This is a genomic window from Streptomyces sp. NPDC107550, from assembly GCF_055639095.1.
This window is the reverse complement of the sequence record NZ_JBVKBC010000019.1, coordinates 49,627-75,888: the sequence shown is the minus strand read 5'-3', so window position 1 is coordinate 75,888 and position 26,262 is coordinate 49,627. Positions and strand designations below refer to the sequence as shown.

21 protein-coding genes and 1 tRNA gene are annotated in these 26,262 nt (G+C 72.8%); 14 read left to right on the top strand and 8 right to left on the bottom strand.

The genetic code is table 11. The annotated features are described in order from the left end of the window. Positions 1-63: 63 nt before the first annotated feature. Together sepX and ACZ7LY_RS23515 are read left to right on the top strand one after the other, a co-directional pair. On the top strand, positions 64-1,248 hold the full coding sequence (sepX, locus tag ACZ7LY_RS23520) for a divisome protein SepX/GlpR (protein WP_471626638.1): 1,185 nt from the start codon (positions 64-66) through the stop codon (positions 1,246-1,248). Positions 1,249-1,330: 82 nt separating this feature from the next. Then, positions 1,331-1,404: transfer RNA gene (locus ACZ7LY_RS23515), tRNA-Ala, on the top strand. A gap of 120 nt (positions 1,405-1,524) precedes the next feature. Here the strand turns inward: ACZ7LY_RS23515 and ACZ7LY_RS23510 are convergent. Beyond that, positions 1,525-2,058, bottom strand: coding sequence for a GNAT family N-acetyltransferase (locus tag ACZ7LY_RS23510; RefSeq protein ID WP_471626637.1), 534 nt, complete (start codon positions 2,056-2,058; stop codon positions 1,525-1,527). A 78-nt stretch (positions 2,059-2,136) separates the two neighbouring features. Here ACZ7LY_RS23510 and ACZ7LY_RS23505 point away from each other — a divergent pair, with 78 nt between their 5' ends. Further along, positions 2,137-2,937: an exodeoxyribonuclease III gene (locus tag ACZ7LY_RS23505; RefSeq protein ID WP_471626636.1), complete on the top strand. Its 801-nt coding sequence runs from the start codon at positions 2,137-2,139 to the stop codon at positions 2,935-2,937. A 74-nt stretch (positions 2,938-3,011) separates the two neighbouring features. On the opposite strand, the gene ACZ7LY_RS23500 is transcribed toward ACZ7LY_RS23505, so the two are convergent. Next, positions 3,012-3,623, bottom strand: coding sequence for a MerR family transcriptional regulator (locus tag ACZ7LY_RS23500; protein WP_471626680.1), 612 nt, complete (start codon positions 3,621-3,623; stop codon positions 3,012-3,014). 173 nt (positions 3,624-3,796) lie between these two features. Here ACZ7LY_RS23500 and ACZ7LY_RS23495 point away from each other — a divergent pair, with 173 nt between their 5' ends. From ACZ7LY_RS23495 to ACZ7LY_RS23480, 4 genes are all read left to right on the top strand, one after another. Beyond that, a complete protein-coding gene (locus ACZ7LY_RS23495; RefSeq protein WP_471626635.1) occupies positions 3,797-5,347 on the top strand; it encodes a flavin-containing monooxygenase in 1,551 nt (516 codons plus the stop codon). Further along, positions 5,344-6,279 (top strand): alpha/beta fold hydrolase, encoded by a 936-nt coding sequence (locus tag ACZ7LY_RS23490; protein WP_471626634.1) that lies wholly within the window; start codon positions 5,344-5,346, stop codon positions 6,277-6,279. Before ACZ7LY_RS23495 ends, ACZ7LY_RS23490 begins: the two co-directional genes overlap by 4 nt. Further along, positions 6,276-7,151: an SDR family oxidoreductase gene (locus ACZ7LY_RS23485; RefSeq protein ID WP_471626633.1), complete on the top strand. Its 876-nt coding sequence runs from the start codon at positions 6,276-6,278 to the stop codon at positions 7,149-7,151. Before ACZ7LY_RS23490 ends, ACZ7LY_RS23485 begins: the two co-directional genes overlap by 4 nt. A gap of 142 nt (positions 7,152-7,293) precedes the next feature. Next, on the top strand, positions 7,294-7,497 hold the full coding sequence (locus tag ACZ7LY_RS23480; RefSeq protein ID WP_471626632.1) for a hypothetical protein: 204 nt from the start codon (positions 7,294-7,296) through the stop codon (positions 7,495-7,497). A 213-nt stretch (positions 7,498-7,710) separates the two neighbouring features. On the opposite strand, the gene ACZ7LY_RS23475 is transcribed toward ACZ7LY_RS23480, so the two are convergent. Then, positions 7,711-11,001, bottom strand: coding sequence for a S41 family peptidase (locus tag ACZ7LY_RS23475; RefSeq protein WP_471626631.1), 3,291 nt, complete (start codon positions 10,999-11,001; stop codon positions 7,711-7,713). A gap of 413 nt (positions 11,002-11,414) precedes the next feature. Here ACZ7LY_RS23475 and ACZ7LY_RS23470 point away from each other — a divergent pair, with 413 nt between their 5' ends. Both ACZ7LY_RS23470 and ACZ7LY_RS23465 read left to right on the top strand, forming a co-directional pair. Then, entirely contained in the window at positions 11,415-11,999 is a 585-nt protein-coding gene (locus ACZ7LY_RS23470) for a TetR/AcrR family transcriptional regulator (RefSeq protein WP_471626630.1), read from the top strand. 112 nt (positions 12,000-12,111) lie between these two features. After that, positions 12,112-14,337: an MMPL family transporter gene (locus ACZ7LY_RS23465; RefSeq protein WP_471626679.1), complete on the top strand. Its 2,226-nt coding sequence runs from the start codon at positions 12,112-12,114 to the stop codon at positions 14,335-14,337. Between the two features lie 77 nt (positions 14,338-14,414). Here ACZ7LY_RS23465 and ACZ7LY_RS23460 read toward each other — a convergent pair whose 3' ends face one another. Continuing rightward, a complete protein-coding gene (locus ACZ7LY_RS23460) occupies positions 14,415-14,765 on the bottom strand; it encodes an SsgA family sporulation/cell division regulator (protein WP_471626629.1) in 351 nt (116 codons plus the stop codon). Between the two features lie 161 nt (positions 14,766-14,926). Here ACZ7LY_RS23460 and ACZ7LY_RS23455 point away from each other — a divergent pair, with 161 nt between their 5' ends. The 4 genes from ACZ7LY_RS23455 to ACZ7LY_RS23440 all read left to right on the top strand — a co-directional run bounded on the left by ACZ7LY_RS23455 (position 14,927) and on the right by ACZ7LY_RS23440 (position 19,004). After that, entirely contained in the window at positions 14,927-15,988 is a 1,062-nt protein-coding gene (locus tag ACZ7LY_RS23455) for an energy-coupling factor ABC transporter permease (RefSeq protein ID WP_471626628.1), read from the top strand. A 1-nt stretch (position 15,989) separates the two neighbouring features. Beyond that, a complete protein-coding gene (cbiQ, locus tag ACZ7LY_RS23450; protein ID WP_471626627.1) occupies positions 15,990-16,751 on the top strand; it encodes a cobalt ECF transporter T component CbiQ in 762 nt (253 codons plus the stop codon). After that, positions 16,739-17,494 (top strand): energy-coupling factor ABC transporter ATP-binding protein, encoded by a 756-nt coding sequence (locus tag ACZ7LY_RS23445; RefSeq protein ID WP_471626626.1) that lies wholly within the window; start codon positions 16,739-16,741, stop codon positions 17,492-17,494. The genes cbiQ and ACZ7LY_RS23445 overlap by 13 nt, the downstream gene beginning before the upstream one ends. A 373-nt stretch (positions 17,495-17,867) precedes the next feature. Continuing rightward, complete coding sequence (locus tag ACZ7LY_RS23440; RefSeq protein WP_471626625.1) at positions 17,868-19,004, top strand: serine hydrolase domain-containing protein; 1,137 nt, start codon at positions 17,868-17,870, stop codon at positions 19,002-19,004. Here the strand turns inward: ACZ7LY_RS23440 and ACZ7LY_RS23435 are convergent. Continuing rightward, on the bottom strand, positions 18,947-19,537 hold the full coding sequence (locus tag ACZ7LY_RS23435) for a hypothetical protein (protein ID WP_471626624.1): 591 nt from the start codon (positions 19,535-19,537) through the stop codon (positions 18,947-18,949). The genes ACZ7LY_RS23440 and ACZ7LY_RS23435 overlap by 58 nt on opposite strands. Positions 19,538-19,660: 123 nt before the next feature. Here ACZ7LY_RS23435 and ACZ7LY_RS23430 point away from each other — a divergent pair, with 123 nt between their 5' ends. Continuing rightward, positions 19,661-20,458: an SDR family NAD(P)-dependent oxidoreductase gene (locus tag ACZ7LY_RS23430; protein WP_471626623.1), complete on the top strand. Its 798-nt coding sequence runs from the start codon at positions 19,661-19,663 to the stop codon at positions 20,456-20,458. Between the two features lie 87 nt (positions 20,459-20,545). Here ACZ7LY_RS23430 and ACZ7LY_RS23425 read toward each other — a convergent pair whose 3' ends face one another. From ACZ7LY_RS23425 to ACZ7LY_RS23415, 3 genes are all read right to left on the bottom strand, one after another. Further along, positions 20,546-22,210: a penicillin-binding transpeptidase domain-containing protein gene (locus tag ACZ7LY_RS23425; protein WP_471626622.1), complete on the bottom strand. Its 1,665-nt coding sequence runs from the start codon at positions 22,208-22,210 to the stop codon at positions 20,546-20,548. 228 nt (positions 22,211-22,438) lie between these two features. Next, on the bottom strand, positions 22,439-24,085 hold the full coding sequence (locus ACZ7LY_RS23420; protein ID WP_471626621.1) for a penicillin-binding transpeptidase domain-containing protein: 1,647 nt from the start codon (positions 24,083-24,085) through the stop codon (positions 22,439-22,441). 375 nt (positions 24,086-24,460) lie between these two features. Continuing rightward, the gene (locus tag ACZ7LY_RS23415) at positions 24,461-26,224 is read right to left on the bottom strand and encodes a dolichyl-phosphate-mannose--protein mannosyltransferase (protein WP_471626620.1); all 1,764 of its coding nucleotides are present in this window, start codon (positions 26,222-26,224) and stop codon (positions 24,461-24,463) included. Positions 26,225-26,262 lie beyond the last annotated feature (38 nt).

Here is a 26,262-nt window from a genome sequence, read left to right as displayed (position 1 = left end):
GATCGTGCGACACACCGGCCCAATTGGCGGATGGCCCTGTGCAAACCCCTCTACGGTGTGAGCGTGAGCAGCAGCGGCCTCATCTACGCAGTCATCGTCGGGGCCTGGGCCGCCTACTTGGTGCCGATGTGGCTCCGTAGGCAGGACGAGCTGAACGAAGCCCGTCCCACGGAACGCTTCAGCACCGCCATCCGGCTTCTCTCCGGCCGGGCGGGCATGGAGCGCCGGTACGCCAAGGACCTGCAAGCGCGCTCGCCCGAGGCGGACGAGTGGCGCGGTGCCACGGCCGACCCGGACGCGATCACCGACGCGGTGGACGTCCGGGCCTTCGTCACGCCTCCGGCCCAGGAGCACCGGCCCCCCCGGGCCGAACCCGAACCGGCGCCCGCGCCCGCGCCCGAGCCGGAACCGGCCCCCGAGCCGGAGCGGGAGCCCGCGCCCCGGCCCGCGTCCGCCGCCAAGTCCCGCGCCGCCCGCGCCGCGTCCGCCGAGGCCCAGGCCCGCGCCCGGCGCTCCAAGGTCCTCGCGCGCCGCCGCCGCACCACGGTGCTGCTGTTCATCGCCTTCACCGCAGGCGCCGTCGTGGCCGCCGTCGGCGGCGTCGCCTTCCTCTGGGCGCCCGCGGCCCCGGCCGCGCTGCTCAGCGCGTACATCGTCTATCTGCGCGCCCAGGAGCGCCGCAGGTTCGCGTACGTGATGGACCGCCGCCGCGCCGAACTCGCCGCCCAGCACCTGCGCGAGCGCCAGCCCCGCGGCCGCCGCCCGGCTGCGCACCGCGCCCCTGCCGAGGACGCGGACGAGGTCCCTGGCCCGGCCACCGAGCCGATCGCCACCGACCCCGGGCTCGAAGCGCTCGCCGCCGACCGGCGCGCCCTCGTCGAGCAGACCGACCACGCCGAGTGGGTCGACCAGCAGCGCGAGCGCCAGCGCCGGCCGGGACCCGGCGAGAGCTGGGACCCCGTCCCCGTCCCGCTGCCCACCTACGTCACCGCCCCCGTCGCCCCGCGCGGCACCGGCGGCATCGACTACGGCGCCCCCGAGACATGGAGCGCCGCCCGCTCCTCCGCCGCCGAGCAGGCCGCCCCCGAGCAGGCCGAGCCCGAGCCGGAGCAGCAGACCGCCGACGACGGCCGCAGCGACGCCCGCCGCGCCGCCTCCGCGCGCCGCTCCCGCGAGCGCGGGCGCACGCCCCTGTTCGACCAGTACGACGACGACGCCGACGGGCGTCCGCGCGCCGCCAACGAGTGAGCGGGAGGCCGCCCCGGCTGACCAGCCAGGGAGCGGATTTCCAAGCACCCCGATCGGGGTGCTAGAGTTTCACTCGTTGCAAGGGCCTGTGGCGCAGTCCGGTAGCGCACCTCGTTCGCATCGAGGGGGCCAGGGGTTCAAATCCCCTCAGGTCCACGCAACAAGAACCCCGCCGGGTGACCGGCGGGGTTCTTGCTTTGTGCCTACGGGCAGGCCGTGTGCCGCCTGCGGGCAGGCCCCGTACCGGAGTTGCCCGCCCGGCCGGGGCTCCGCACGCTAGAGCGGCTTGGCGAAGCAGCGGCTCAGCGGCTCGAAGCGGTAGTGCCCGAACTTCTCGCAGGGCGCGTAACCACTCGACGCGTACAGGGTGATGGCCTCCGGCTGCTTCGTGCCCGTCTCCAGGACCATGCGGACGCGGCCGGCCGCGCGGGCGTCCTCCTCCAGCGCCGCGAGGATGCGGCGGGCGAGCCCCAGACCGCGCGCCTCGGGCGTCACGTACATCCGCTTCAGCTCGGCGTCGCCGTCGGAGTAGTTCTCCTCGTTCTTGTCCATCGCGCGCCAGCCGCCCGTCGCCAGCGGGGTGCCCTCGGTGTCGTACGCGATGAGGTACAGGCCCTGCGGCGGGTCGAACTCCGTGAAGTCCAGCGGGGTGGCGTCGCCCCCGTCGCCGTAGCGCTCGGCGTACTCCGCCTGTACGCGGTCGTTGAGCGCCCGCGCGTCGGGGTGGCCGAAGGAGACGGGGCGCAGGGTGATCCCGCCTGCGGCGGCCGGAGGAGCGGGCTGCGCGGCGGGCTCGGACTGTATGATCATGCGAGGCATCGTATCTCTATGCTACGGGCGTGGGTCGGCTGACCGGTCCAGTGTGCCCGGACCGGTACCGTGGCCGCCGTGCTGACTGTTACCTCCGTGAACGTGAACGGGCTGCGAGCCGCCGCCAAGAAGGGCTTCGTCGAGTGGCTGGCCGAGACCTCCGCCGACGTCGTGTGCCTCCAGGAGGTGCGCGCCGAGCCCGGGCAACTGCCCGAGACCGTGCGTGAGCCCGAGGGCTGGCACGTCGTCCACGCCCCGGCCGCCGCCAAGGGCCGCGCCGGCGTCTCCCTCTACACGCGCCGCGAACCGGACCGGGTCCGCGTCGGCTTCGGCTCCTCCGAGTTCGACGGCAGCGGCCGGTACGTCGAGGCCGACCTGCCCGGCGTCACCGTCGCCTCCCTCTATCTGCCCTCGGGCGAGGTCGGCACCGAGCGCCAGGACGAGAAGATCCGCTTCATGGACGAGTTCCTCGGCTATCTCAAGGAACTGCGCGAGCGCTCCGCCGCCGAGGGCCGCGAGGTCGTCGTCTGCGGCGACTGGAACATCGCCCACCAGGAGGCGGACCTCAAGAACTGGAAGGCCAACAAGAAGAACTCCGGCTTCCTCCCGGAGGAACGCGCCTGGCTGACCCGCGTCCTCACCCCCGAGGACGGCGGCTACGTCGACGTCATCCGCACCCTCCACCCCGACACGGAGGGCCCCTACTCCTGGTGGTCCTACCGGGGGCGGGCTTTCGACAACGACGCAGGTTGGCGCATCGACTACCACCTCTCGACCCCCGGCCTGGCCGAGCGCGCCATCAAGGGGTACGTGGAGCGCGCCGCCACGCACGCCGAGCGCTGGTCGGACCACGCTCCGGTCACCGTCGTCTACGCGTGACGCCCGCGCGTACGGCTCCGGCTCCGGCTCCGTGAAGGTCTACGCGTAGGGCCCCGCCCGGCGCCCGCCCCCGGTCACGGGAGTTTTCGGTCCAGGGCCAGGGAGAGTTCCGCCTCGATGACCGACTTGGCCAGGGGGCGGAGGCGGGCGGGGTTCTTGTCGGTCGTGTGGGTTTCGACGAGGTCGGTGAAGAGGGTGGCCAGCGCCTCGGCGTGTTCGCGGACGCGGCGGGCCGCCGAGAGGACCTCGGCGAGGGGGATGCCCTCGCGGACCAGGGCCGCCGAGACGTCGAGCAGGCGGCGGCTGACGTGGACGATCTCCTCGCCGTCCGTGCCGAGGTAGCCGAGGTCGAGGGCTGCCTGGAGGTTCTCGGGGGTGACCTGGCCGGCGAAGACGTCGGCGAGTTCCGTCGCGGAGAGGCGGACCGGGGTCTCCTCGGTGGGGGTGCCGACGCCGAGGAGTTCGCCGACGTCCCGGCCCCGGTCGAACGCCTCGGACAGCTCCGCGATCCCGCTCAGGGTGTGGCCGCGCTCCAGAAGGGCCGCGATGGTGTGCAGCCGGGCCAGGTGGGTCTCGTCGTACCAGGCGATGCGGCCCTCGCGGCGCGGCGGCTTGATGAGGCCGCGCTCGCGGTAGAAGCGGACCGTGCGCACGGTGATGCCGGCCGCCTCGGCCAGTTCCGCCATGCGGTACTCGCGCACGCCCCGGTCCTCCGTCGCCTGTCCGTCCACCCTGAGACCCTATGTCGTACCGGCGGTAACTTTCCTCGGCCCGACCCCTACCCATCAGTACGGAGCTGCTCTACTCTCCGACTACGCCAGTGTTCACTGGCAGAGTCGCGCGGTAGGGAGGCGCCGGGATGGCCGAGCGTGAGCACGAGCATGTGAGGGTGGCGGTGATCGGGTCCGGCTTCGGCGGGCTCGGTGCGGCGGTCAGACTCCGCCGGGAGGGCGTGACCGACTTCGTCGTGCTGGAGCGGGCCGGCGCCGTCGGCGGCACCTGGCGCGACAACAGCTACCCGGGCTGCGCCTGCGACGTGCCGTCCCACCTCTACTCGTTCTCGTTCGCGCCCAACCCCGAGTGGCCCCGCACCTTCTCCGGGCAGGAGCACATCGGGCGGTATCTGGAGCACGTCGCCGACACCTTCGGCCTGCGCCCGCACATCCGGTTGAACGCCGAGGTGACGCGGCTGACGTGGGACCCCGACAAGCTGTGGTGGACGATCGAGACCGCGAGCGGCACGCTCACCGCCGACCTCGTCGTCTCCGCGACGGGCCCGCTGTCCGACCCGAAGGTGCCGGACATCAAGGGGCTCGACACGTTCCCCGGGAAGGTGTTCCACTCGGCGCGCTGGGACCACGACTACGACCTGCGCGGCAAGCGGGTCGCCATGGTCGGCACGGGCGCCTCCGCCATCCAGATCGTGCCCGCGATCCAGCCCGAGGTCGGCCGGCTCACCCTCTTCCAGCGCACCCCGCCCTGGGTGATGCCGCGCGCCGACCGGCCCATCACGGGCGCCGAGCGCTGGCTGCACCGCACGCTGCCCTTCACGACGCAGGCCCGGCGCGGACTGCTGTGGGGGATCAGGGAGTTGCAGGTCCAGGCGTTCACCAAGCGGCCGGACGAGCTGGGCCTCGTCGAGAAGCTGGCGAAGCGGAACATCCACCGGGCGGTCAAGGACCCGGCCCTGCGCGCCAAGCTGACCCCCGACTACCGCATCGGCTGCAAGCGCATCCTGCTGTCGAACACGTACTACCCGGCGCTGGCCCGCCCCAACGTGGACGTCGTGGCCGCCGGACTGACCGAGGTGCGCGGCAGCACGCTGGTCGGTGCGGACGGCAGCGAGACCGAGGCCGACGCGATCGTCTTCGGTACGGGGTTCCACGTCACGGACATGCCGATCGCGCAGCGCGTCGTCGGCGCCGACGGGACGACCCTCGCCGAGAGCTGGAAGGGCGGCATGGCGGCGCTGCGCGGGGCGACGGCGGCGGGCTTCCCGAACTTCATGACGATCATCGGCCCGAACACCGGCCTCGGTAACTCCTCGATGATCCTGATGATCGAGTCGCAGCTGAACTACATGGCGGACTTCCTGCGCCAGTTGAACGTGCTGGGCGGCCGCGTCGCCCTCACCTCGCGCGCGGAGGCGGTCGGCGCCTGGAACGCGCGCGTGCAGGAGCGCATGAAGCGGACGGTGTGGAACACCGGCGGCTGCACGAGCTGGTACCTCGACGAGAACGGCGTCAACACCACGGTGTGGCCGGGCACGACGACCGAGTTCCGGCAGGCGACCCGGCACGTGGACGTCGGCGAGTACGAGGTCGTACGGGCCCCCGCCACGGCCTCCCGCACAACAGAACAACCGAAGCGGGCCAAGCAGCAGCAGAAGAAGGAGTCGAGCGCCGCATGAGCCGTCTGACGCATGTGACGAGCGGGCCGTACGCGCCCCCCGTCGCCGCCCGCGAACTGACCGTCACCTCGGCGGACGGCGCCCGGCTGCACGTGGAGGTGCACGGCGAACCGGGCGCGCCCGCGATCGTGCTGGCGCACGGCTGGACGTGCTCCACCGCGTTCTGGGCGGCGCAGGTGCGGGCGCTCGCCGCTGACCACCGCGTGGTGGTGTACGACCAGCGCGGGCACGGCCGCAGTCCGGCGGCGGCCTCGCTCCCGTACACGACGGACATGCTCGCCGACGACCTGGAGGCGGTGCTCGCGGCGACGCTGGAGCCCGGGGAGCGGGCCGTGCTCGGCGGGCACTCCATGGGCGGCATGACGATGATGGCGGCGGCGTCGCGGCCGGGGTTCAAGGAGCACGCGGCGGCGGTGCTGCTGTGCAGCACGGGGTCCTCGCGGCTGGTCGCGGAGTCGACGGTCGTGCCGTTGCTCGGCGCGAGCGGGCTGCGGACCAGGCTGACGGCGGCGGTGCTCGGCTCGAAGGCGCCGCTCGGCCCGGTGACGCCGGTGACCCGGCGGGTGTTGCGGTACGCGACGATGGGCCCGGCGTCGGCGCCGGACAAGGTCGAGGCGTGCGCCCGGATCGTGCACGCCTGTCCGCGCGGGGTGCGGCACGGCTGGTCGCATGTGCTGGAGACGCTGGAACTCGACGCGAACCTGCGGGAGTTGACGATGCCGGTCGCGGTCATCGCGGGCACCGCCGACCGGATGACGCCGGTCGCGCACGCCCGCCGGATCGCGGCGGCCCTGCCGCACTGCGCGGGGCTCACGGAACTGCCCGGGATGGGGCACATGACGCCGGTGGAGGCCCCGGAGGCCGTCACGCGGGTGCTCAGGGAACTGGCCGAGGAACATGTGAAGTCGCAGAAGGGTGCGGATGCCGTATGAGCAGGGTCAGTCTTGAGGGGCAGGTCGCGGTCGTCACGGGCGCGGCGCGCGGCGTCGGCGAGCTGCTGGCGCGCAAGCTGTCGGCGCGCGGCGCGAAGATCGCGCTGGTGGGCCTGGAGCCGGACGAGCTGAAGCAGGTCGCGGGCCGGCTGCACGCGGAGGCCGACTGGTGGCACGCGGACGTCACCGACCACGAGGCGATGGCGAAGGTCGCCGCCGAGGTCAAGGAGCGGTTCGGCAAGGTCGACATCGTCGTGGCGAACGCGGGCGTGGCCACCGGCGGCCCGTTCGTGGACTCCGACCCGGTCGCCTGGCGGCGGGTCATCGAGGTCAACCTGATCGGTTCGGCGGTCACCGCGCGCGCGTTCCTGCCGGTGCTGATGGAGTCGCGCGGCTATCTGCTCCAGATCGCGTCGCTGGCCGCGCTCACCCCGGCGCCGATGATGACGGCGTACTGCGCGTCGAAGTCGGGCGTGGAGGCGTACGCGCACGCCCTGCGCGCGGAGGTCGGCTACAAGGGCGTACGGGTCGGCGTCGGCTATCTGTCGTGGACGGACACCGACATGGTGCGCGGCGCGGACCAGGACGACGTGATGCGGGAGCTGCGCCAGCGGCTGCCGTGGCCGTCGAACAAGACGTATCCGCTGGGCCCGGCCGTGGACCGGATCGTGGCGGGCATCGAGCGGCGCTCCTCGCATGTGTACGCGCAGTGGTGGCTGCGGGGCATGCAGGGCATCCGGGGCTATCTGCCGGGGCTCATCGGGACGGTCGGGCAGCGCGAGATGCGCCGCTTCGAGCCGCGTCTCGGGGAGGTCGGCAAGGGTCTGGTGGGCGCCGGGGGCGCGGCGGACGAGTCGGTCCGCGCGGGCTGAGGCGGCCGGTCCGTACGGGCGGCGAGGGCGCTCCCGTACGGACCGTGCACGCTCCGTCACTGATCGAAATGCGCGGTATGTCCGGGCGTGTCAGGCTGGCAGAGCCCGATTACCCCTCACCCACCTACGGGAGTGAACACGCATGGGCATCAGCGACCAGTTCAAGGACAAGGCTCAGGACCTCGGCCAGAAGGCCAAGGACGCCATGGGTGACCGCAAGGACGACGCTCAGGACCGCGCCCAGCAGGGCCGCGACGAGGCGTCGGAGCGCGGTACGCAGGCGCGTGACCGCGCTGAGCAGGCCGCTCAGGACGCCCAGGACAAGTTCGGCCAGAACGACTCCTGACGCGGTCCGGTCCTGCATCCAGGACTTCTGAAGACCCCCACCCGGGACGCCGGGCGGGGGTCTTCTGCCGTGCACGCGCGTGTGCGTGCACGTGTGCGCGTGTGGGCGTGTGCGCGTGCTCGTGTACGGGGAAGCCGCCTCGCCCGTACGGGGACGCGCTCCCGCCCATACGGGAACGGAACGGGGGTGCGCTCCCGCCGTACGGGCGACGGGTCAGCGGGGCGGGAGGCGGGGGCGGCGGCGGTCGGGGATGTCGGAGTAGTCCGGCGGGGTGAGCGCGCCCTGTTCCTTGAGCAGGTCGAGGGCGAGATGCACGGCGTCGTCGAGCTGCGCGTGCCGGCCCTCGGCCCAGTCGAGCGGGGTGCGCAGCGCCTCGATGTCGGGGTCGACGCCCCGGTTCTCGATGCTCCACCCGTACTCGGGGAACCAGGCCGCGTTCATCGGCACGGTGATGACCGTGCCGTCGCCGAGCCGGTGCCGGCCGGTCATGCCGACGACACCGCCCCAGGTGCGCTGCCCGACGACGGGCCCGAGCGCGAGGAGCTTGAACGCGGCGGTGATCATGTCGCCGTCGGACGAGGTCGCCTCGTCGGCGAGGGCGACGACCGGGCCGCGCGGCGCGTTCGAGGCGTACGAGACGGCCTGGGCGTTGCGCGTGAGGTCCCAGCCGATGATCTTCCGGGTGAGTTTCTCGACGACGAGTTCGCTGATGTGCCCGCCCGCGTTGCCGCGCACGTCGACGATGAGCGCGGGGCGGGAGACCTCCATGCGCAGATCGCGGTTGAACTGGGCCCAGCCGGAGCCGCCCATGTCGGGGATGTGCAGATAGCCGCACTTGCCGTTGCTCAGCTCCCGGACGACCGCGCGGCGCTTGGCGACCCAGTCCTGGTAGCGCAGGGGGCGTTCGTCGACGAGGGGGACGACGGCGACGCGGCGGGCGCGGCCGGTGCCCTCGGCGGGCGTGAACGTCAGCTCCACGGTCGTGCCGCCCGCCCCGGCCAGCAGCGGGAACGGCCCGGTGACCGGGTCGACCGGGCGGCCGTCGACGTGGGTGAGGGCCGCGCCCTCGCGGATGCCGGTGCCGGCCAGCGGGGAGCGGGCCTTGGAGTCGGAGGAGTCGCCGGGCAGGATCCGGGCGAGGATCCAGCGCCCGTCGCGGCACGCGAAGTTGGCGCCGAGCAGGCCCTGGGCGCGCTGGTAGTGCGGGGGGCCCTCGTTGCGGCGGGCGGCGGAGACGTAGGCGTGCGAGGTGCCGAGTTCGCCGAGTACCTCGCGCAGCAGGTCGGCGAACTCGTCGGGGGACGCGACGTGTTCGACCAGCGGCCGGTACTGGGCGAGGACCGCGTCCCAGTCGATGCCGCACATGTCGGGGGCCCAGAAGTAGGCGCGGATGATGCGGCCCGCCTCCGCGTACGCCTGGCGCCACTCGGCGGCCGGGTCCACCTCGTGCAGGATGCGCCGCAGGTCGATCCAGACGGTCGTGTCGCCGTCGCCCGGCTCGGTGGCGGGCACGGCCCGCAGCTCGGCCTCGTCGCCGACGACGAGCCGGGAGCCGTCGCCGCTGACGGCGAACCAGTCCATGTGGTCGACGAGCTGGGTCCGCTTGCCCTTGGCCAGGTCGAAGTGTTCGAGGGTGGGCTGCGAGGAGGTGTCGGCCGGGTTGGCGAACGTCTCGCCGAGCGCGCCGGAGATCGGCCAGCGCAGCCAGACCAGGCCGCCGCCGCTGACCGGGGTGAGCGCCGAGTACTTGGACGCGGCGACCGGGAACGGCACGACCCGGTTGGCGAGCCCCTCGATCTCCACCATCGGCGTGCCGCCCCCGGCGGCGGAGGCCAGCGTGCTGCCCCCGCCCCGGTCCTCGACCGGGTCGAGCCCGCCGGCGGCGGTGCGCCCGTCGGGCGAGAGCGCGAACGGGGACGGTGTAGCCGACGACAGCGGTACGAGGTAGGGGCGGCAGCCCAGCGGGAACGACAGGTCGCCGGTGTGCACGTCGTACACCGGGTCGAAGCCGCGCCACGACAGGAACGCGAGGTAGCGGCCGTCCCGCGTGAAGACGGGGTTCTCGTCCTCGAAGCGGCCGTTGGTGACGTCGACGACCGTACGGTCCTGGATGCGGGCCATCTTGATCTGGCGCAGGGAGCGGCCGATGCCGGGGTGCGACCAGGTCAGCCAGGCGCCGTCCGGGGAGAAGGCGAGGTCGCGGACCGGGCCGTTCGTGGACCGGATCAGCTCGGTGACCTCGCCCGCGGACTCCTCGCCGGTGTCCAGGAGCAGCAGCCGGCCGTCGTTGGAGGCGATGGCGAGGCGTTCGCCGTCCGGGTCGGAGACGAGTTCCTGCACCCGGCCCAGTTCCCCCGAGGCGAGCCTGCGGGGCGGGCGGTCGCCGCTCGCGCGGGGCAGCGAGGCGATCTCGACGGCGTCCTCGCCCTCGGCGTCGGTGACGTACGCGACCTGCCCGCCGAGCCCGAGCATCTCCGGCAGGCGTACGCGGACGCCGGGGGTGTCGGTGAGGGTGCGGGCGGGGCCGTCGCGGTGGGTGAGCCAGTACAGGCTGCCGCGTACGACGACCGCGCTGGCCCGGCCCGTCTCGTCCACGGACAGCGCGTCCACGTGCTGGGCGGCGGGCACCTGGTAGGGGCGGCGGCCGTTGCGCGGGCCGCCGAGCCTGACGCGCAGGCGGCGCGGGCGCGAGTCGGGGGTGAGCGCGTCCAGGATCCACAGGTCGCCGGCGCACTGGTAGACCACTCGGGTGCCGTCGGACGAGGCGTGCCGGGCGTAGAACGCGTCGTGGTCGGTGTGCCGGGTCAGGTCGCTGCCGTCGGGGAGGCAGGAGTAGACGTTGCCGACGCCCTCGTGGTCGGAGAGGAACGCGATCCTGCCGCCGACGAACATGGGGGCGTCCAGATGGCCGTCCAGGTCCGCGAGGACCCGCTGCCCGTGCACCCACAGGCGGCCCTGCGCGCCGCCCCGGTACCGCTTCCACGCGGCGGGCTCGTGCGGGGGCGTGCCGGTGAGCAGCAGCGTGCGGCGCTCCCCGTCGATGTCCGCGACCTGGATGTCGGAGACCGGGCCCCAGGGGAGCTTGCCGCCGGGGGAGCCGTCCGTGGGGACGCTGTAGGCGAACGTGAAGTACGAGAACGGCTCGCCGTGGGAGGCGACCGCCAGGATGTCGCCGTCCGGGGTCCAGCCCCTGACCTGCGTGTCGGCGCTGCCCCAGTAGGTCAGGCGGCGGGCCGGGCCGCCGTCCACCGGGGTGAGGTGGATCTCCGGGTCCAGGCTGCGCCAGGTCGTGTACGCGATGTGGGTGCCGGTGGGGGAGAAGCGGGGGTGGCCGATCTTGGTGCGGTCGGCCGTCAGGCGCCAGGCTCTGGCCGAGCCGTCCAGGGGGGCGGTCCAGAGGTCGTCCTCGGCCACGAAGCACAGGCGCTCGCCGCTCAGGTGGGGGAATCTCAGGTAGGCCCCGTCCCTGGCGCCGGCGTCCTCTGTCGTCGTCACGTCGCTCACGCCCCCATGCTTTTCCCTCCGGGTCCCCCCGGCAACCGCGAACCCGGCAATCCCAGCCCCGGGCAGGTCGATGTTGTGCGTCCGGTTCAGCCCCGGTGGGGCTTCTCGCGCAGTTCCCCGCGCCCCTGACGGGGCTTGTCTCAGCGCCGGTCAATTCAAGCCCCTCCGGCGATTGAGGAGCGGGGTCTGGGGCGGAGCCCCGGGGTTCAGTGCCGGGTGCGTGATCGTTGTGCGTCCAGTTCAGCCCGGTGGGGCTTCTCGCGCAGTTCCCCGCGCCCCCTTGCGGGGCTGGCCTCGGCGTCAGATGGGCTTTATGCGGAGCGTATGGGTGTGGTGGAGGGCACGTACGAAACCGTTTCGTTTCGATAAGGCGGGCGGTAGATTGGGGGCCGGAAGAACAGGAAGGGGCGGACATGGCCGTCGACACGGGGCGCAGGACCCGACTCACACCAGAACGTGAGGCGGAGCTGTACGCCGCGGTCCTCGACCTGCTCAGGGAGGTCGGTTACGACGCCCTGACGATGGACGCCGTAGCCACCCGCACCCGCTCCAGCAAGGCCACCCTCTACCGCCAGTGGGGCGGCAAGGCCGAACTGGTCGTCAAGGCCCTGCGCCAGCAGAAGCCGAAGTTCGACGAGATCGACACCGGCTCGCTCAGAGGCGACCTGCACGCGATGGCGCGGCGCGAGGACGACTGCCTCATGGAGCGCAACAGCGCGCTGATGCACGGCCTGATGGTCGCGGTGCACACCAATCCGGATCTGCTCGCCGCGTTCCAGGAGTGGGTGATCGCCCCCGAGGTGTCCGGCCTGGACCGGATGCTCCAGCGGGCGGTGGCCCGGGGCGAGATCCCGCCCGACTGCCCGGCGGCGGACTTCGTGATCCACATGCTGGTCGGCGCGTTCGTCACCCGGACGTTCATCGACGAGCAGCCGCCGACCCAGGCCTTCCTGGCCTCCTACCTGGACGCCGTGGTCCTCCCCGCCCTCGGCGTCTGACCCCCGACCGACCCACCAGCACCCCCCGCCCCGCACCTGACGCACGACCGCTCACGTCGTCGGGCCGATGACCCCTGCCCGTAAGCCCCGACCCGACCGGGAGTACGCCTCCGTGGCCACGTTCCTCTACAAACTCGGCAAGTTCGCCTTCCGCCGACGCCATTTCGTCGCCCTGATCTGGGTGGCCCTGCTCACGCTCGCGGGCGTGGGCGCCGCGTCCGCGCCGACCGCCGCCTCCAGCTCGTTCTCCATCCCGGGGACCGAGGCGCAGAAGGCGTTCGACCTCCTCGACCAGCGCTTCCCCGGGTCGGCCGCCGACGGCGCGACCGCCCGCGTCGTCTTCAAGGCGCCGGCCGGCGAGAAGCTCACCGACGCCGGCAACAAGGCGGACGTCCAGGACACCGTCGCGCGGATCAAGTCCAGTTCGAAGCAGGTGGCGTCCGCGAGCGACCCGTACACCACGGGCACCGTCAGCAAGGACGGCCGGATCGCCTACACGTCCGCGTCCTACAAGGTCTCCTCGATGGAGCTGACCGACAAGGACCGCGACGCGCTCCAGGAGGTCATCGACCACGCGAAGGGCAGCGGCCTGACCGTGGAGGTCGGCGGTGACGCGCTCCAGGCCATGCCGGAGACCGGCGCCACCGAGATCATCGGCATCGGCATCGCGGCCGTCGTCCTCGTCATCACGTTCGGCTCGCTGATCGCGGCCGGGCTGCCGCTGCTGACCGCGCTGATCGGCGTCGGCATCGGCGTCTCCACGATCACCGCGCTCGCCAGCGCCCTGGACCTCGGCTCGACCACGTCCACCCTCGCCATGATGATCGGCCTCGCGGTCGGCATCGACTACGCCCTGTTCATCGTCTCGCGCTACCGGGGCGAGCTGGCCGAGGGCCGTGAGCGCGAGGAGGCGGCCGGCCGGGCCGTGGGCACCGCGGGCTCCGCGGTCGTCTTCGCCGGGCTCACCGTCGTCATCGCGCTGGTCGGCCTCGCCGTCGTCAACATCCCGATGCTCACCAAGATGGGCGTCGCCGCCGCCGGCACCGTCGCCATCGCCGTGCTCATCGCGCTGACCCTCATCCCGGCGCTGCTCGGCTACACGGGCAAGCGGGTGCACGGCCGCAAGGCCCGTAAGAACCTCGACCTGGCCACGACCGGCGACACCGCCGCGCAGGCCGAGGCCAAGCCCAACATGGGCACCCGCTGGGCCCGCTTCGTGCTGCGCCGCCCGGTCATGGTGCTGCTCGCCGGTGTCATCGGCCTGGGCGCGCTGGCCGTGCCGGTCGCCTCGATGCAGCTGGGCCTGCCCGACGACGGCGTCCAGCCCGCCGACACCACTCAGCGCAAGGCGTACGACCTGATCTCCGACGGCTTCGGCCCCGGCGTCAACGGCCCGCTGCTGACCGTCGTCGACGCCCAGGGAGCCAAGGACCCGAAGGCCGCCGTCGACACCGTCGTGAAGACGATCAAGGGCGTGGACGGGGTCGCCGCGGTCGCCCCGCCGGCCTTCAACAAGGCCGGTGACACGGCCATCGTCACCGTCATCTCGAAGTACAAGCCCTCCTCGACGCAGACCGAGGACGTCGTCCACGCGATCCGCGCGGAGGGCAAGGAGCTGAAGACGTCGGCGGGCGCGGAGCTGAGCGTCACCGGTTCGACCGCGATGAACATCGACGTGTCGCAGAAGCTCAACGACGCGCTCGTGCCCTACCTGGCGCTCGTCGTCGGCCTCGCGTTCCTGCTCCTGATGGTGGTCTTCCGCTCGGTCCTGGTCCCGCTCAAGGCGGCCCTCGGCTTCCTGCTCTCGGTGCTCGCCGCGCTCGGCGCCGTCGTCGCCGTCTTCCAGTGGGGCTGGCTCGGCTCGCTGTTCGGCGTGGAGCAGGCCACCCCGATCATGTCCATGATGCCGATCTTCATGGTGGGCGTGGTCTTCGGCCTGGCGATGGACTACGAGGTCTTCCTCGTGACCCGCATGCGGGAGGCGTACGTGCACGGGGAGCGGCCCGCGCAGGCGATCGTGACCGGGTTCCGGCACGGGGCGCGGGTGGTCACGGCGGCGGCGGTCATCATGATCGCGGTGTTCGCGGGCTTCATCGGCTCCTCGGAGCAGATGATCAAGATGATCGGCTTCGGCCTCGCCATCGCCGTCTTCTTCGACGCCTTCGTCGTACGGATGACGCTGGTGCCGGCCGTCCTCGCGCTGCTCGGCGAGCGCGCCTGGTGGCTGCCGAAGTGGCTGGACCGGGTGCTGCCCAACGTGGACGTCGAGGGCGAGGCCCTGGCCCGGCACACGGACTCCGGCCGCCCCGAGGGCGAGCGCGAGCTGGTCGACGCGTAAGCCGGTACGCGCACGGCGATACGCATACGACGGTACGCGTGAGCCGGTGCGCGGAGGTGTGATCGCCGGCGGCCCCCTCAGGGGGTCGTCGGCACCGGGGTGACGGCCGTGTGGGTGCGGCGCAGGAAGCGGATCAGTGCTTTCGCGTCGAGCTGCACGAGCGTCACCCCGTGCCGTGCGGGGACCTCGATGACGGTCTGGACCCGGCCGCAGGGCCAGATCCGCACGCCCTCGCCGGCGGCGGGGGCCCGCAGACCCCGCTCCAGCAGGTCGCGGGGGAAGGACCAGACGCCGGTGTCCGGCAGGGACATCCGGACCTGCCCGCCGTCGTAGCGCAGCACCACGGGGACGGCCCGGGGCGCGTCGGGGGACTCGGTGACGACGCGGGCACGGGCGTACTGCTCCACGAACTGCTCGACCGGGCTCATGGTTCTAATGTCCCATATGTTCACAATTCAGGGCCAGGATATTCACACGATCGGCCCGAATGGAACACCCTCTGTTGACTTCCGGGCGCTCTTGCAAGCCGTTCGCAACAAGGCACTATCATCGAACGGTTCACCTGCCGACCGAACGCCGGAGTGCCCCCATGCATGTCCCCGACGGATTCATCAACGCGCCCGTCTCGGCCGCCGCCGGTGTCGTCGCCGCGGGCGCCGTCGCCGTCAGCCTGCGCGGCGCGCGCCGCGAACTGGACGAGCGGACCGCGCCGCTGGCCGGCCTGGTCGCCGCGTTCATCTTCGCCGTGCAGATGCTGAACTTCCCCGTCGCCGCCGGCACCAGCGGCCATCTCCTCGGCGGCGCCCTCGCGGCGATACTCGTCGGGCCCTGTACGGGCGTGCTCTGTGTGTCCGTCGTGCTGCTCATGCAGGGCGTCCTGTTCGCCGACGGCGGCCTGACCGCGCTCGGCGTCAACATCACCGACATGGCGATCACCACGACCGTCGTCGCCTACCTCGTCTTCCGCGGCCTGGTGAAGATCCTGCCGCGCACCCGCCGCTCGATCACCATCGCCTCCTTCGCCGCGGCCCTGCTCTCCGTACCGGCCGCCGCCGTCGTCTTCACCTTGATCTACGCCCTCGGCGGCACCACCGACGTCTCCCTCGGCAAGGTCGCCACCGCCATGGTCGGCGTCCACGTCCTCATCGGCATCGGCGAGGCCGTCATCACCGCGCTCACCGTCGGCGCCGCCGTCGCCGTCCGCCCCGACCTCGTGTACGGGGCCCGCGGCCTGACCCAGCCGCTCAAGCTCCGCGTCGGCGGCGAACTGGTCGACGCCCCCGCGGCCGCGCCCGCCCCCGCCGCCGCCCGCTCGCACCGCAAGATCTGGATCACCGGGCTGGTCACCTCCCTCGTGCTCGCCGGGTTCGTCTCCTTCTACGCCTCCGCGAGCCCCGACGGCCTGGAGAAGGTCGCCCACGACAAGGGCATCGACAAGAAGACCCGCGCGCACGCCTCCGCCGACTCCCCGCTCGCCGACTACGGAGTCAAGGACATCACCGACGCCCGCCTGTCCGGCGGCCTCGCGGGCGTCATCGGCGTCGGCGTCACCGTCGTCGCCGGGTCCGGGATCTTCTGGGCGCTGCGCAGGCGCCCTACCGCCGACGCGGCCTCCACCGAAGTGAGCGCGCCCGAGAAGACGTCGGTCTGACATGGGTGCCGGACACGCCCACCGCCTCTACCGGCACGGCGCCTCGCCCGTGCACGCGCTGCCCCCGCACACCAAGCTCGCCGCCACCTTCTGTTTCGTCGTGGTGGTCGTGTCCACCCCGCGCGAGGCCATGTGGGCGTTCGCGCTGTACGCCGTGCTCCTCGCGGCCGTCGCGTACGCGGCGAGGATCCCTGCCGGCTTCCTGCTCAAGCGGCTGCTGATCGAGGTGCCGTTCGTCGCGTTCGCCGTGCTCATGCCGTTCGTCGCGGAGGGGCCGCGCGTCCACGTCCTCGGCCTGTCGCTCAGTGAGAGCGGCCTGTGGGGCGCGTGGAACGTACTGGCCAAGGGCACCCTCGGCGTCGCCGCGTCCGTACTGCTGGCCTCCACCACCGAACTGCGCGAACTCCTCCTCGGCCTCCAGCGCCTCAAGCTGCCCCCGCTGCTCGTCCAGATCGCCTCGTTCATGATCCGGTACGGGGACGTCATCACCGACGAGATGCGGCGCATGCGGATCGCCCGCGAGTCCCGGGGCTTCGAGGCGTCCGGCGTCCGCCACTGGGGCGTCCTCGCCAAGTCGGCGGGCGCCCTGTTCATCCGCTCCTACGAGCGCGGCGAGCGCGTCCACCTGGCGATGGTCAGCCGCGGCTACGCCGGGTCGATGCCCGTCATCGACGACATCCGCGCCACGCGCACGCAGTGGTCGTACGCCCTGGCCCTCCCCGTCCTCGCCCTGTGCGTCTGTCTGATGGGATGGGCGCTGTGACAGTTCCTTCCTTGGAGGTCTCCGGCCTCGCCTTCGCCTACCCCGACGGCCACCAGGCCCTGTTCGGCGTGGACTTCTCCATCGCGCGCGGCGAGCGGGTCGCGCTGCTCGGGCCCAACGGCGCCGGCAAGACCACCCTCGTCCTGCACCTCAACGGCATCCTCGGCGGGGGCGCGGGCACGGTGCGGGTGGCCGGGCTGCCCGTCGACAAGGGGCACATGGCGGAGATCCGGCGCAAGGTCGGCATCGTCTTCCAGGACCCCGACGACCAGTTGTTCATGCCCACGGTCCGCGAGGACGTCGCCTTCGGGCCGGCGGCGGCCGGGATGAAGGGGCCCGAACTGGAGGCCCGCGTCCACAAGGCGCTCTCCCTCGTCGGCATGGCCGAGTACGCGGAGCGGCCTCCGCACCATCTCTCCTTCGGGCAGCGGCGCCGGGTGGCTGTCGCCACGGTGCTCGCCATGGAGCCGGAGATCCTCGTCCTGGACGAGCCGTCCTCCAACCTCGATCCCGCGTCCCGGCGGGAGCTGGCGGACATTCTGCGGGCGCTGGACGTGACGGTCCTCATGGTCACGCATGACCTGCCGTACGCGCTCGAACTGTGTCCCCGGGCGCTCATCCTCAGTGACGGGGTCATCGCGGCGGACGGTTCCACCGCGGATCTCCTCACGGACGCGTCCCTCATGAACGCGCATCGCCTGGAACTCCCTTACGGCTTCGACCCCAAGTCGGTCATCACGTAACGCTTCATCGTGCGGCCGGTCCGGGGGCGGGCGGTGCCCCTTGGGGTTGTCCTTCACCTGCGGGTGGGTGGGGGCTGGTCGCGCAGTTCCCCGCGCCCCTGGGGAGTTCTCCAGCGGAGGCTGCTTGCAGCTGAGGTTGCGCAGTTCCCCGCGCCCCTGTCGGGGCCCGGGAGGAGGTGGCGACGTAGTCGCCCCTCCAGGGGCGCGGGGAACTGCGCGACCAGGCCCCACCGGGCCGCAGGTGACGGACAACCCGAGGGCCCCTTCAAGCGCCCCGCGCTGGAGGACTCGGAATCATCCGGAGCGCCGGCGTGTTGGAAACGCCGTGGATATCGCAGTGAACGGCACCGTAAGCCCTGGTTTCGAAGGCGTGATGACCGCTTTCGCCCGTAATTTCAATACTCAGGGCGAGCGCGGCGCCGCAATCGCCGTCTACCGGCACGGCCACCGGATCGTAGACCTGCACGCCGGGACGAGGGACGTCGACACCCCCGCCCCCTGGACCCAGGACACCGCCCAGATCCTGCGCTCCGCCACGAAGGGCATCGCCGCCACCGCCCTCCTCCTCCTGCACCAGCGCGGCGACCTGGACCTGACCGCCCCGGTCGGCACGTACTGGCCCGAGTTCAAGGCCCACGGCAAGGAGAACACCCGCGTACGGGACGTCCTCGCGCACCGCGCGGGCGTACCGTCCCTGGACCGCACCCTCACCCCCGCCGAGGCCGCCGACCACGCCCTCGCCGCCGCCGCGGTGGCCGCGCAGCCCCCTGCCTGGGAACCCGGCACCGCGCACGGCTACCACGCCCAGACGTTCAGCTGGCTCACCGGCGAACTCGTGCGCCGCGTCACCGGCCGTTCCCTCGGCGCGTTCGTCGCCGAGGAGATCGCCGCCCCGCTCGGCGCCGACCTGTGGATCGGGCTCCCCGCCGGCCAGGCCCACCGCGTGGGACGCGTCGGCCCCGTCGAGGCGCCCGCCGTGCCCGGCGCCCCGCGCTCGCGCCCCAAGCGGGCCATCGTCGAGGCGTACAGCGACCCCGCCTCGCAGACCCGCCGCGCCTTCGACACCATCACGCCCGCCCCCGACGAGAACGACCCCGCCTACCGCGCCGCCCAGCTCCCCGGTTCCAACGGCATCGGCACCGCCGACGGACTCGCCCGCCTCTACGCCTCCCTCATCGGCGAAGTCGACGGCGGGACGCGGCTGTTCACCCCGGAGACCGTCGAACTGGCCCGCGCCGAGGTCTCCGCGGGACCCGACCGCGTCCTGATCTCCCCGTCCCGCTTCGGCCTCGGCTACATGCTGCACGGCGTCGCGTCCCCGCTGCTCGGCCCCGGCTCCTTCGGCCACCCCGGACGCGGCGGCGCCCTCGGCTTCGCCGACCCGCAGACCGGCATCGCCTTCGGCTACGTCACCAACGGCATGCAGCGCGGTGTCACCGCCGACCCGCGCGCTCAGGCGCTGGTCAGGTCCGTACGGGAGGCGCTCGCGGCGGCCGGCGAGGGCCAGTAGGCGACGAGCAGCAGCAGCGCCGCCACCGGCACCAGATCCGGCCCGCCCAGCGGCGCCAGGGAGGCCGCCACCACCATCACGGGCGCCCGCACCGGCAGCACCCGCAGCACGGCCAGCCGCACCGCGAGCACGGCCTGCCCCACGAAGAACAGCAGCGGTCCGAACGAGTAGAACAGCGCCTGCGCGCCGGGCAACGAGCCGAACCTGTCGCTGAGTTCGGCCATCGCCGCGTGATCGGCGGCCATCATCCCCGCGCCGACGTCCACCGCGAACTGCACGGTCAGCGCCGCCGCCCCCGCCAGCGCGAGCGCCGCCCCGCCCACCGCCCACGGGTCGCGCCGCCCGTCCCGCGACGGCACCAGAGCCGCCAACCCCCGTACGAAGAAGCCGAGTCCGGCGAGGAAGCACAGATGGCCTGCCGTCCACGCGAGGCCGGGCCCGCGCTCCCCGTCGAGGCCGTCGAGTACGCGGATCAGCCCGTAGGCGCCGAAGAGGAGAGGTCCGAGGAGCAGCGTGCGCCGCGATGTCGTCATGCCGAGGATCCTGTCGCGCCGGGGCGGGCCCGGGCGATCCGGAATCACCCTGGCCCGGCCCGGAGAAGAAACGGCCCGCGCACTCAGGGATCACCCGGGGTCCGGGGCGGGTAGCGTCGGGGCATGGAGCGCTTCGAAGGACATGCCGCACTGGTCACCGGCGCGGGACGCGGCATCGGCGCCGCCGTCGCCCGCCGCCTCGCCGCCGAGGGCGCCCGCGTCCTCGTCACCGACATCGACGCCGGGGCGGCCGCCAAGTGCGCCGCGCACATCCGCGAACTGGGCGGCGAAGCGGCCGAGTTCACCTGTGACGTGGGCGACCGGGCACAGGTCGAGGCGGCGGTCGCGTACGCCGTGGACACGTTCGGCCGGCTCGACGTGCTCGTCAACAACGCCTACGGCTGTCACGCCGACGCCGAGCGCTTCGAGGACGAGGACGACGAGCTGTGGGCCCGCGACCTCGACCTCACCCTCACCAGCGCCTACCGCTGCGCCCGCGCCGCCCTGCCGCATCTGGTCGCCTCCGGGCGCGGGGCCGTCGTCACCATCGGCTCGGTCAACGGCCTCCAGGACTTCGGCAACCACGCCTACAGCGCCGCGAAGGCCGGCCTGATCTCCCTGACCCGCACCCTCGCGGGGCACGCGGGCCCGCGCGGCGTCCGCGTCAACCTCGTCGCCCCGGGCACGGTCCGCACCGGCGCGTGGACCGACATGGGCCGCGACCCGGACACCGTACGGGAGTTGTATCCGCTGGGGCGGATCGGGGAGCCCGAGGACATCGCGGCGGCGGTAGCGTTCCTGGCCTCAGCCGACGCGTGCTGGATCACCGGAGCGGTCCTCCCGGTGGACGGCGGAGTAACGGCGGTGAACACGTCCTTCAAAAACTCCCCGCCCGCCCAATCAAGCCCCTCCGGCGATTGAGGAGCGGGGCCCGGGGCGGAGCCCCGTGACGGAAGGACAATCACCGCCCGCGAACGAACCCGGGTTCACCCGAGCCGCCCCTCCCCGTCAGCCGCCGGCCAGCAGCATCTTGCGGACCACCGGGCCCGCCGAGTCGCCGCCGTGGCCGCCCTCCTGCACGACGGCCGCCGCCGCGAGGTCACCGCGCCAGGCCGTGAACCAGCCGTTCGGGTCCTTCTGCCCGTCGACCTCCGCCGAGCCGGTCTTCGCGCCCATGTCGGAGCCGAGCCCCGCCATCGGCTTCACGGCGGTGCCCGCGACGGCCGTGTAGTGCATCAGCTCCCGCAGGTCGGCGGCCGTCTTCGCGCTCATCTTGCGGGACGCCTTGGCGAGCGCCCGGTGATCGACGTCCGGCGAGACGAGATAGGGCTGGCGGAACGTGCCGGACTTCACGGTCGCCGCGACCGACGCCATGTTCAGCGGGTTCATCCGCACGCCGCCCTGCCCGATGAGCGACGCCGCCATCTGCGCCTGCGACTGCACGGGCACCGCGCCGTCGAAACTCGGCACGCCGATCGACCAGTTGTCGAGGCCGAGCCCGAACACCTGCTGCGCCTGCTTGGTCAGCGAGTCGTCGTGCAGCTTCGGCGCCTGACTGATGAAGGCCGTGTTGCACGACGCGGCGAAACTCGCCCGGAACCGGGCCTTCTTCAGCTCGAACTTCTTGTCGTTCTGGAACTTCCAGTGCCCGTACGTGAAGTACTTGGGGCACGGGTGCACCTTGTCGACCTCGGCGAGCCCCTTATCCAGGAGCAGGGACGACGTGATGACCTTCATCGTGGAGCCCGGCGCGAGCGAGCCCTGGAACGCGGTGTTGAACCCGGCGCCCGAGTTCGCCACGGCCAGGATCTCGCCGGTCGAGGGCCGCACCACGACCACCGACGCCTTCTTGCGCGAGGCGACCTGTTTCTCCGCCGCCGCTTGGAGCGAGCGGCTCAGCGTCGTCTTCACCGTGCCGGGGGTGCCCTCGGAGAGCGTGAGGAGCGTCTTGTCGGGCAGCGCGTTCTTCTTGCCGGAGTCCTTGCGGGCGACGCGCAGTTCGACGCCGGCGGTGCCGCCGGACTTCTTGCCGTACTTCTCGCGCAGCCCGTCGACGACCGTGCCGAGCGAGGGGAAGTCCTTCGTGCTGAGCGCGCCGCCGTCCCGGTCCACGGCCTTGACCGGCGGATCGCCCGCCTCGCCGGTGACCAGCCGGTCGCCGTCCCCGAGGTCGGGGTGGAGCACGGCGGGCCGCCAGCCCACCAGCACCTTCCCGTCGCTCGCCCGGCGCACGGCGGTCAGCGAGGAGTCGTACGCGAACGGCTTGCTCCGCCCCTTGTACGTCACCTTCGACGTGACCCGGAACGGCACCTTCGCGCCCGCCCGGGTGCCCGGCGCGAGCTTCACGTCCGTCAGATGCGCGTCCTTGCCGAGCGCGGTCAGTGCCGTACGGGCGTGGGAGGCGTCGTCGGTCGCGGCGGCGGCCCGGGCGACATCACCGGCCTGCCAGGCCGTCAGGAAGCGGTCCGCCGCCGTGCGGACCTCCTTCGCCGTCGGCGGGCCCGTGGCGATCCGGGGCTTGGCGTCGGCCGCCGCGGAGTCACCGCCCGCGCTGTCCATCAGGGCGTACGCCCCGATGCCGGCGCCGGCGACCGCGACGACGGCGGCCCCGCCGATCACCAGGGCGCGGGTGTTGCCGCGCTCGGGTGCGCGTCGCTTGCCTCGGGTGCCCAACGTGTTCCTCCGGAAGTTCAGCGGACGGTCAGCCTAAGCCCCGGGCCCGGGGCGGAGGGAAACCCGCCCACGCTCCTCGCGGGCGGCGTCCGCCATGAGGAAGAACGCGGAATCCGCCTTCCCGGTTTCGCCCGCGCGACGCGGATTCCCGCCGCCTGGTTTCGGCGGCGCCCGGTCAACTCCCGTACGGGACCTCGTACGGGACCTCGTACGGGCAGGCCGGACGGGTCACCGGGTGGCCGCGAGGACCGCGCGGACGACCGGGCCCGCCGCGTCGCCGCCGTGGCCGCCGCCCTCGACCGTCGCCGCGGCGGTCGCGTCCCCGCGATACCCGGTGAACCACGAGTTCGACACCGTCTGCCCGTCCACCTCCGCCGAGCCGGTCTTCGCGCCGAACTCCCCGGGCAGGCCCGCCATCGCGCGGGTCGCGGTGCCGATCGGGGAGGTCGCCGTCAGCCGCAGCATCTGGCGGAGTTGGCTCACCGTGCCCGCCGGCAGGCCCTTGGCGGTGGCGAGTTCGCGGTGGCCGAGCGCGGCGGGCACGACGACCGGCTGGCGGAACGTCCCGGTGATCGCGGTCGCCGTCACCGACGCCATGTTCAGCGGGTTCATCTGGACGTCGCCCTGGCCGATCATCCCGGCCGGGTCCTGCGAGTTGCCCGCCACCGGCACCGCGCCGTCCTTCGACGCGATGCCCGTCTTCCAGTCCTTGCCGAGCCCGAACCGCTCGGTCGCCTCGGCGGCGAAACGGTCCGCGCCGAGGTCGTCGGAGAGCTTGATGAACGCGGTGTTGCACGAACGCTGGAAGCTCTCCGACAGGGTCGCCTTCTCGTTCGGCCGCATGCCCGTGAGGTTGTGGAACGTCTGGCTGAGCGCCACCGCGGAGTCCGGGCAGGGCGCGGGCCCGGTCAGGGAGGTCACGCCGTTGTCGATGAGGGCCGCGGCCGTGACGATCTTCATCGTGGAGCCGGGGGCCTGCGCGCCCTCGAACGCCGCGTTGAACTGCCCGTACCCGTGGTTGGCGACCGCGAGGACCCCGCCCGTCGAGGGCCGTACCGCGACCATCGCCGCCTTCGGGAAGCGGGTCACCGCCCGCTCCGCCGCCGCCTGCGCCCCCGCGTCCAGCGTCGTACGGATCGTGCCGGGCCGGCCCTTCGCCAGCGTGAGCAGCGTCGTCGTGACGGGTTCCTCGCCCTCCGCGCCGCCCGCCCGCTCGATGTACGTCTCCACGCCCGGCTCGCCGCCCGCCTGGTCGCCGTAGCGCGCCCGTAACTGGTCCAGGACCGGGCCGAGCGAGGGGTACTTCTTCGCCGTGAGGACCGCGCCCGCGCCGTCCACGGCCTGGATGGGCGGGGCGGTGGCCTCCCCGGTGACGAGTTGGTCGCCGGTCCTCAGGCGCGGGTGCAGCACGGAGGGGCGCCAGCGGACGAGGGCGCGGCCGGTGGTGACGCCGCGCTCCACCGTCAGCGAGGAGTCGTAGGCCAGGGACTTGGTGTGCGCGCCCTTGGTGACGGTCGCCGTGACGTGGAACGGGACTGTGGCGCCCTTCGGCGGGCCCGCCTTGAGCACGGTGTGCGTGACGTGCGCCTGCTTGCGCCACTCCGTGAGCGCGGTCAGTGCGGCGTCCCGGTAGTTCGTGTGGTCCGCTGCTGCTACCGCGTCGCCCTTCGCCCAGGCGGCCAGGAACTCCCGCGAGGTCCGCTCGATCTCCTCGCGCGTCGGCGGACCCGAGCGGTGGGCTGGGGCGCCCTGTGTGCCGGTGCCGTTGCCGCTGCCTGATACGGCGGTCACGAGGTTGTACGCCCCGTATCCCGCGCCGCCCACCATCACCGCGAACACCCCGCCGACGACGGCGGTCTTGACCCCCATGCGCATACGCGCCCCTCCCCAAGTCGTACGGGAGTGACTGTAGGCACGGGTGGGGGGCGCTGCGGGGGGCGTTCCCGCGAAGGTGACCGAAGAGTGATCGTCCCTCTTTGACGGGTGGGGGGTAGTCGGCCGCCTTTCGGCCGGTGGGGGCTGGTCGCGCAGTTCCCCGCGCCCCTGGCGAGTTCTCCAAGCGGAGGCTGCTTGCAGCTGAGGTTGCGCAGTTCCCCGCGCCCCTATCGGGGCCCGGAGGAGGTGGCGACGTAGTCGCCCCTCCAGGGGCGCGGGGAACTGCGCGACCAGCCACGACGGAGCCGCACGTTAAGACCCGCCCGGCAAGACGGCCGTTTCAGGTGGCCCGCGCCTGAGACCGCACCCCGTCGGCTAGACCCACGTATCGAGCCACATCCGCGCCCGCCACTCGTCCATCGGAATCGCCGTCCCCGTATAGATCGGCCAGAAATAGATGAAGTTCCAGGTGATCAAGAGCACGAGCACGCCCGCTCCCACCGCCCCGGCGGCCCGCCGCCGTTCCGACGAGCCGGGGCGGCCGATGATCGCCCCGAGCAGCATCGCCACCGCCAGGCACAGGAACGGCGCGAGGACCACCGCGTAGAAGTAGAAGATCGTCCGCTCCTGGTACATGAACCAGGGCAGATAGCCGGCCGCGATCCCGCACGCGATGGCCCCGGCCCGCCAGTCGCGCCGGAAGAACCAGCGCCACAGCACGTACAGCACCGCGAAACAGCCCACCCACCACAGCATCGGCGTACCGAGCGCCAGCACCTCACGGGCGCACTTGTCGGCCGCGTCGGCGGGGCAGCCCTGACTTCCGGCGGACGGCGACTCGTAGAAGTAGGAGACGGGGCGCCCGTCGACCAGCCAGCTCCAGGGGTTGGACTGGTAGGTGTGCGGGGACGTCAGATGGGTGTTGAACTCCCAGACCTCGTGCTCGTAGTGCCACAGGCTGCGCACCCAGTCCGGCAGCCAGGTGAAGTGGCCGCCCTTGCCCGCGGTCGCCGCCCAGTCGCGGAAGTAGCCGCCGCGCCCGTCGGCGGGGGAGAGGATCCAGCCCAGCCACGACAGCACGTACGTACCGATCGCCACCGGCACCGTCGACAGGAACGCCCAGCCCAGGTCGCGGCGGATGACGGCGAGCCAGGGCCGGGGCGCGCCCGCGACGCGGCGCGAGCCGACGTCCCAGAGCACGGACAGCGTGGCGAACGCGGCGACGTAGATGAACCCGTTCCACTTCGTGCCGGCGGCGAGCCCCAGGCACACGCCCGCGAGCAGCCGCCACGGCCGCAGGCCGAGCCGCAGGTCCTGCCCCACGCCCGCGTCGGGACGCGGCACCCCGTCCGCGTCCACGGGCAGCGCCGCCGCGAGGCGTTCGCGCGTACGGTCGCGGTCCACGACCAGGCAGCCGAACGCGGCCACCACGAAGAACACCAGCACCGAGTCGAGCAGCGCGGTGCGGCTCATCACGAACGCCAGCCCGTCCACCGCGAGCAGCGCCCCCGCGAGGCACCCGAGGAACGTCGAGCGCAGCAGCCGCCGCCCGATCCGGCACACCAGCAGCACGCACAGCGTCCCGAGGACGGCCGTCATGAACCGCCAGCCGAACGGGTTGAAGCCGAACATCCACTCGCCGAGCCCGATGACGTACTTGCCGACGGGCGGGTGCACGACGTACGACGCGTCGTGCGGGATGGGCACGTGGCCGTCGCGCTGGAGGATCAGGTCGTTGGCGTTCTTCGCCCAGTCCGTCTCGTAGCCGTGGTGGATGATCGACCAGGCGTCCTTCGCGTAGTACGTCTCGTCGAATATCACCGCCTTCGGGCTGCCCAGGTGCCAGAACCGCAGCAGCCCCGCGACGAACGTGACGAGCAGCGGCCCCACCCAGCCGAGCGCCCGCGAGGCACGCGCGGCGGCGTCAGGGGCGAGCCCGAACGACGCCCACAGCCGCGACGACGGCTCGGGATACGGCGGCACGAGACGCGTCCGCACGTCCGCGCCGCCGGCCGGGGCCCGGTAGCCGAACCGGCGCAGGCCGCTCAGCCACGGCGACGGCTGCCGGGGACCTGGGCTCACCCGCTCGGGCGGAGCACTGGCCGGGGTCGGGTGGGACGACGACGCGGTACTGGTCACCGCGCCATCGTAGGGAACCGCGCTGTGCGAGTCCCGTG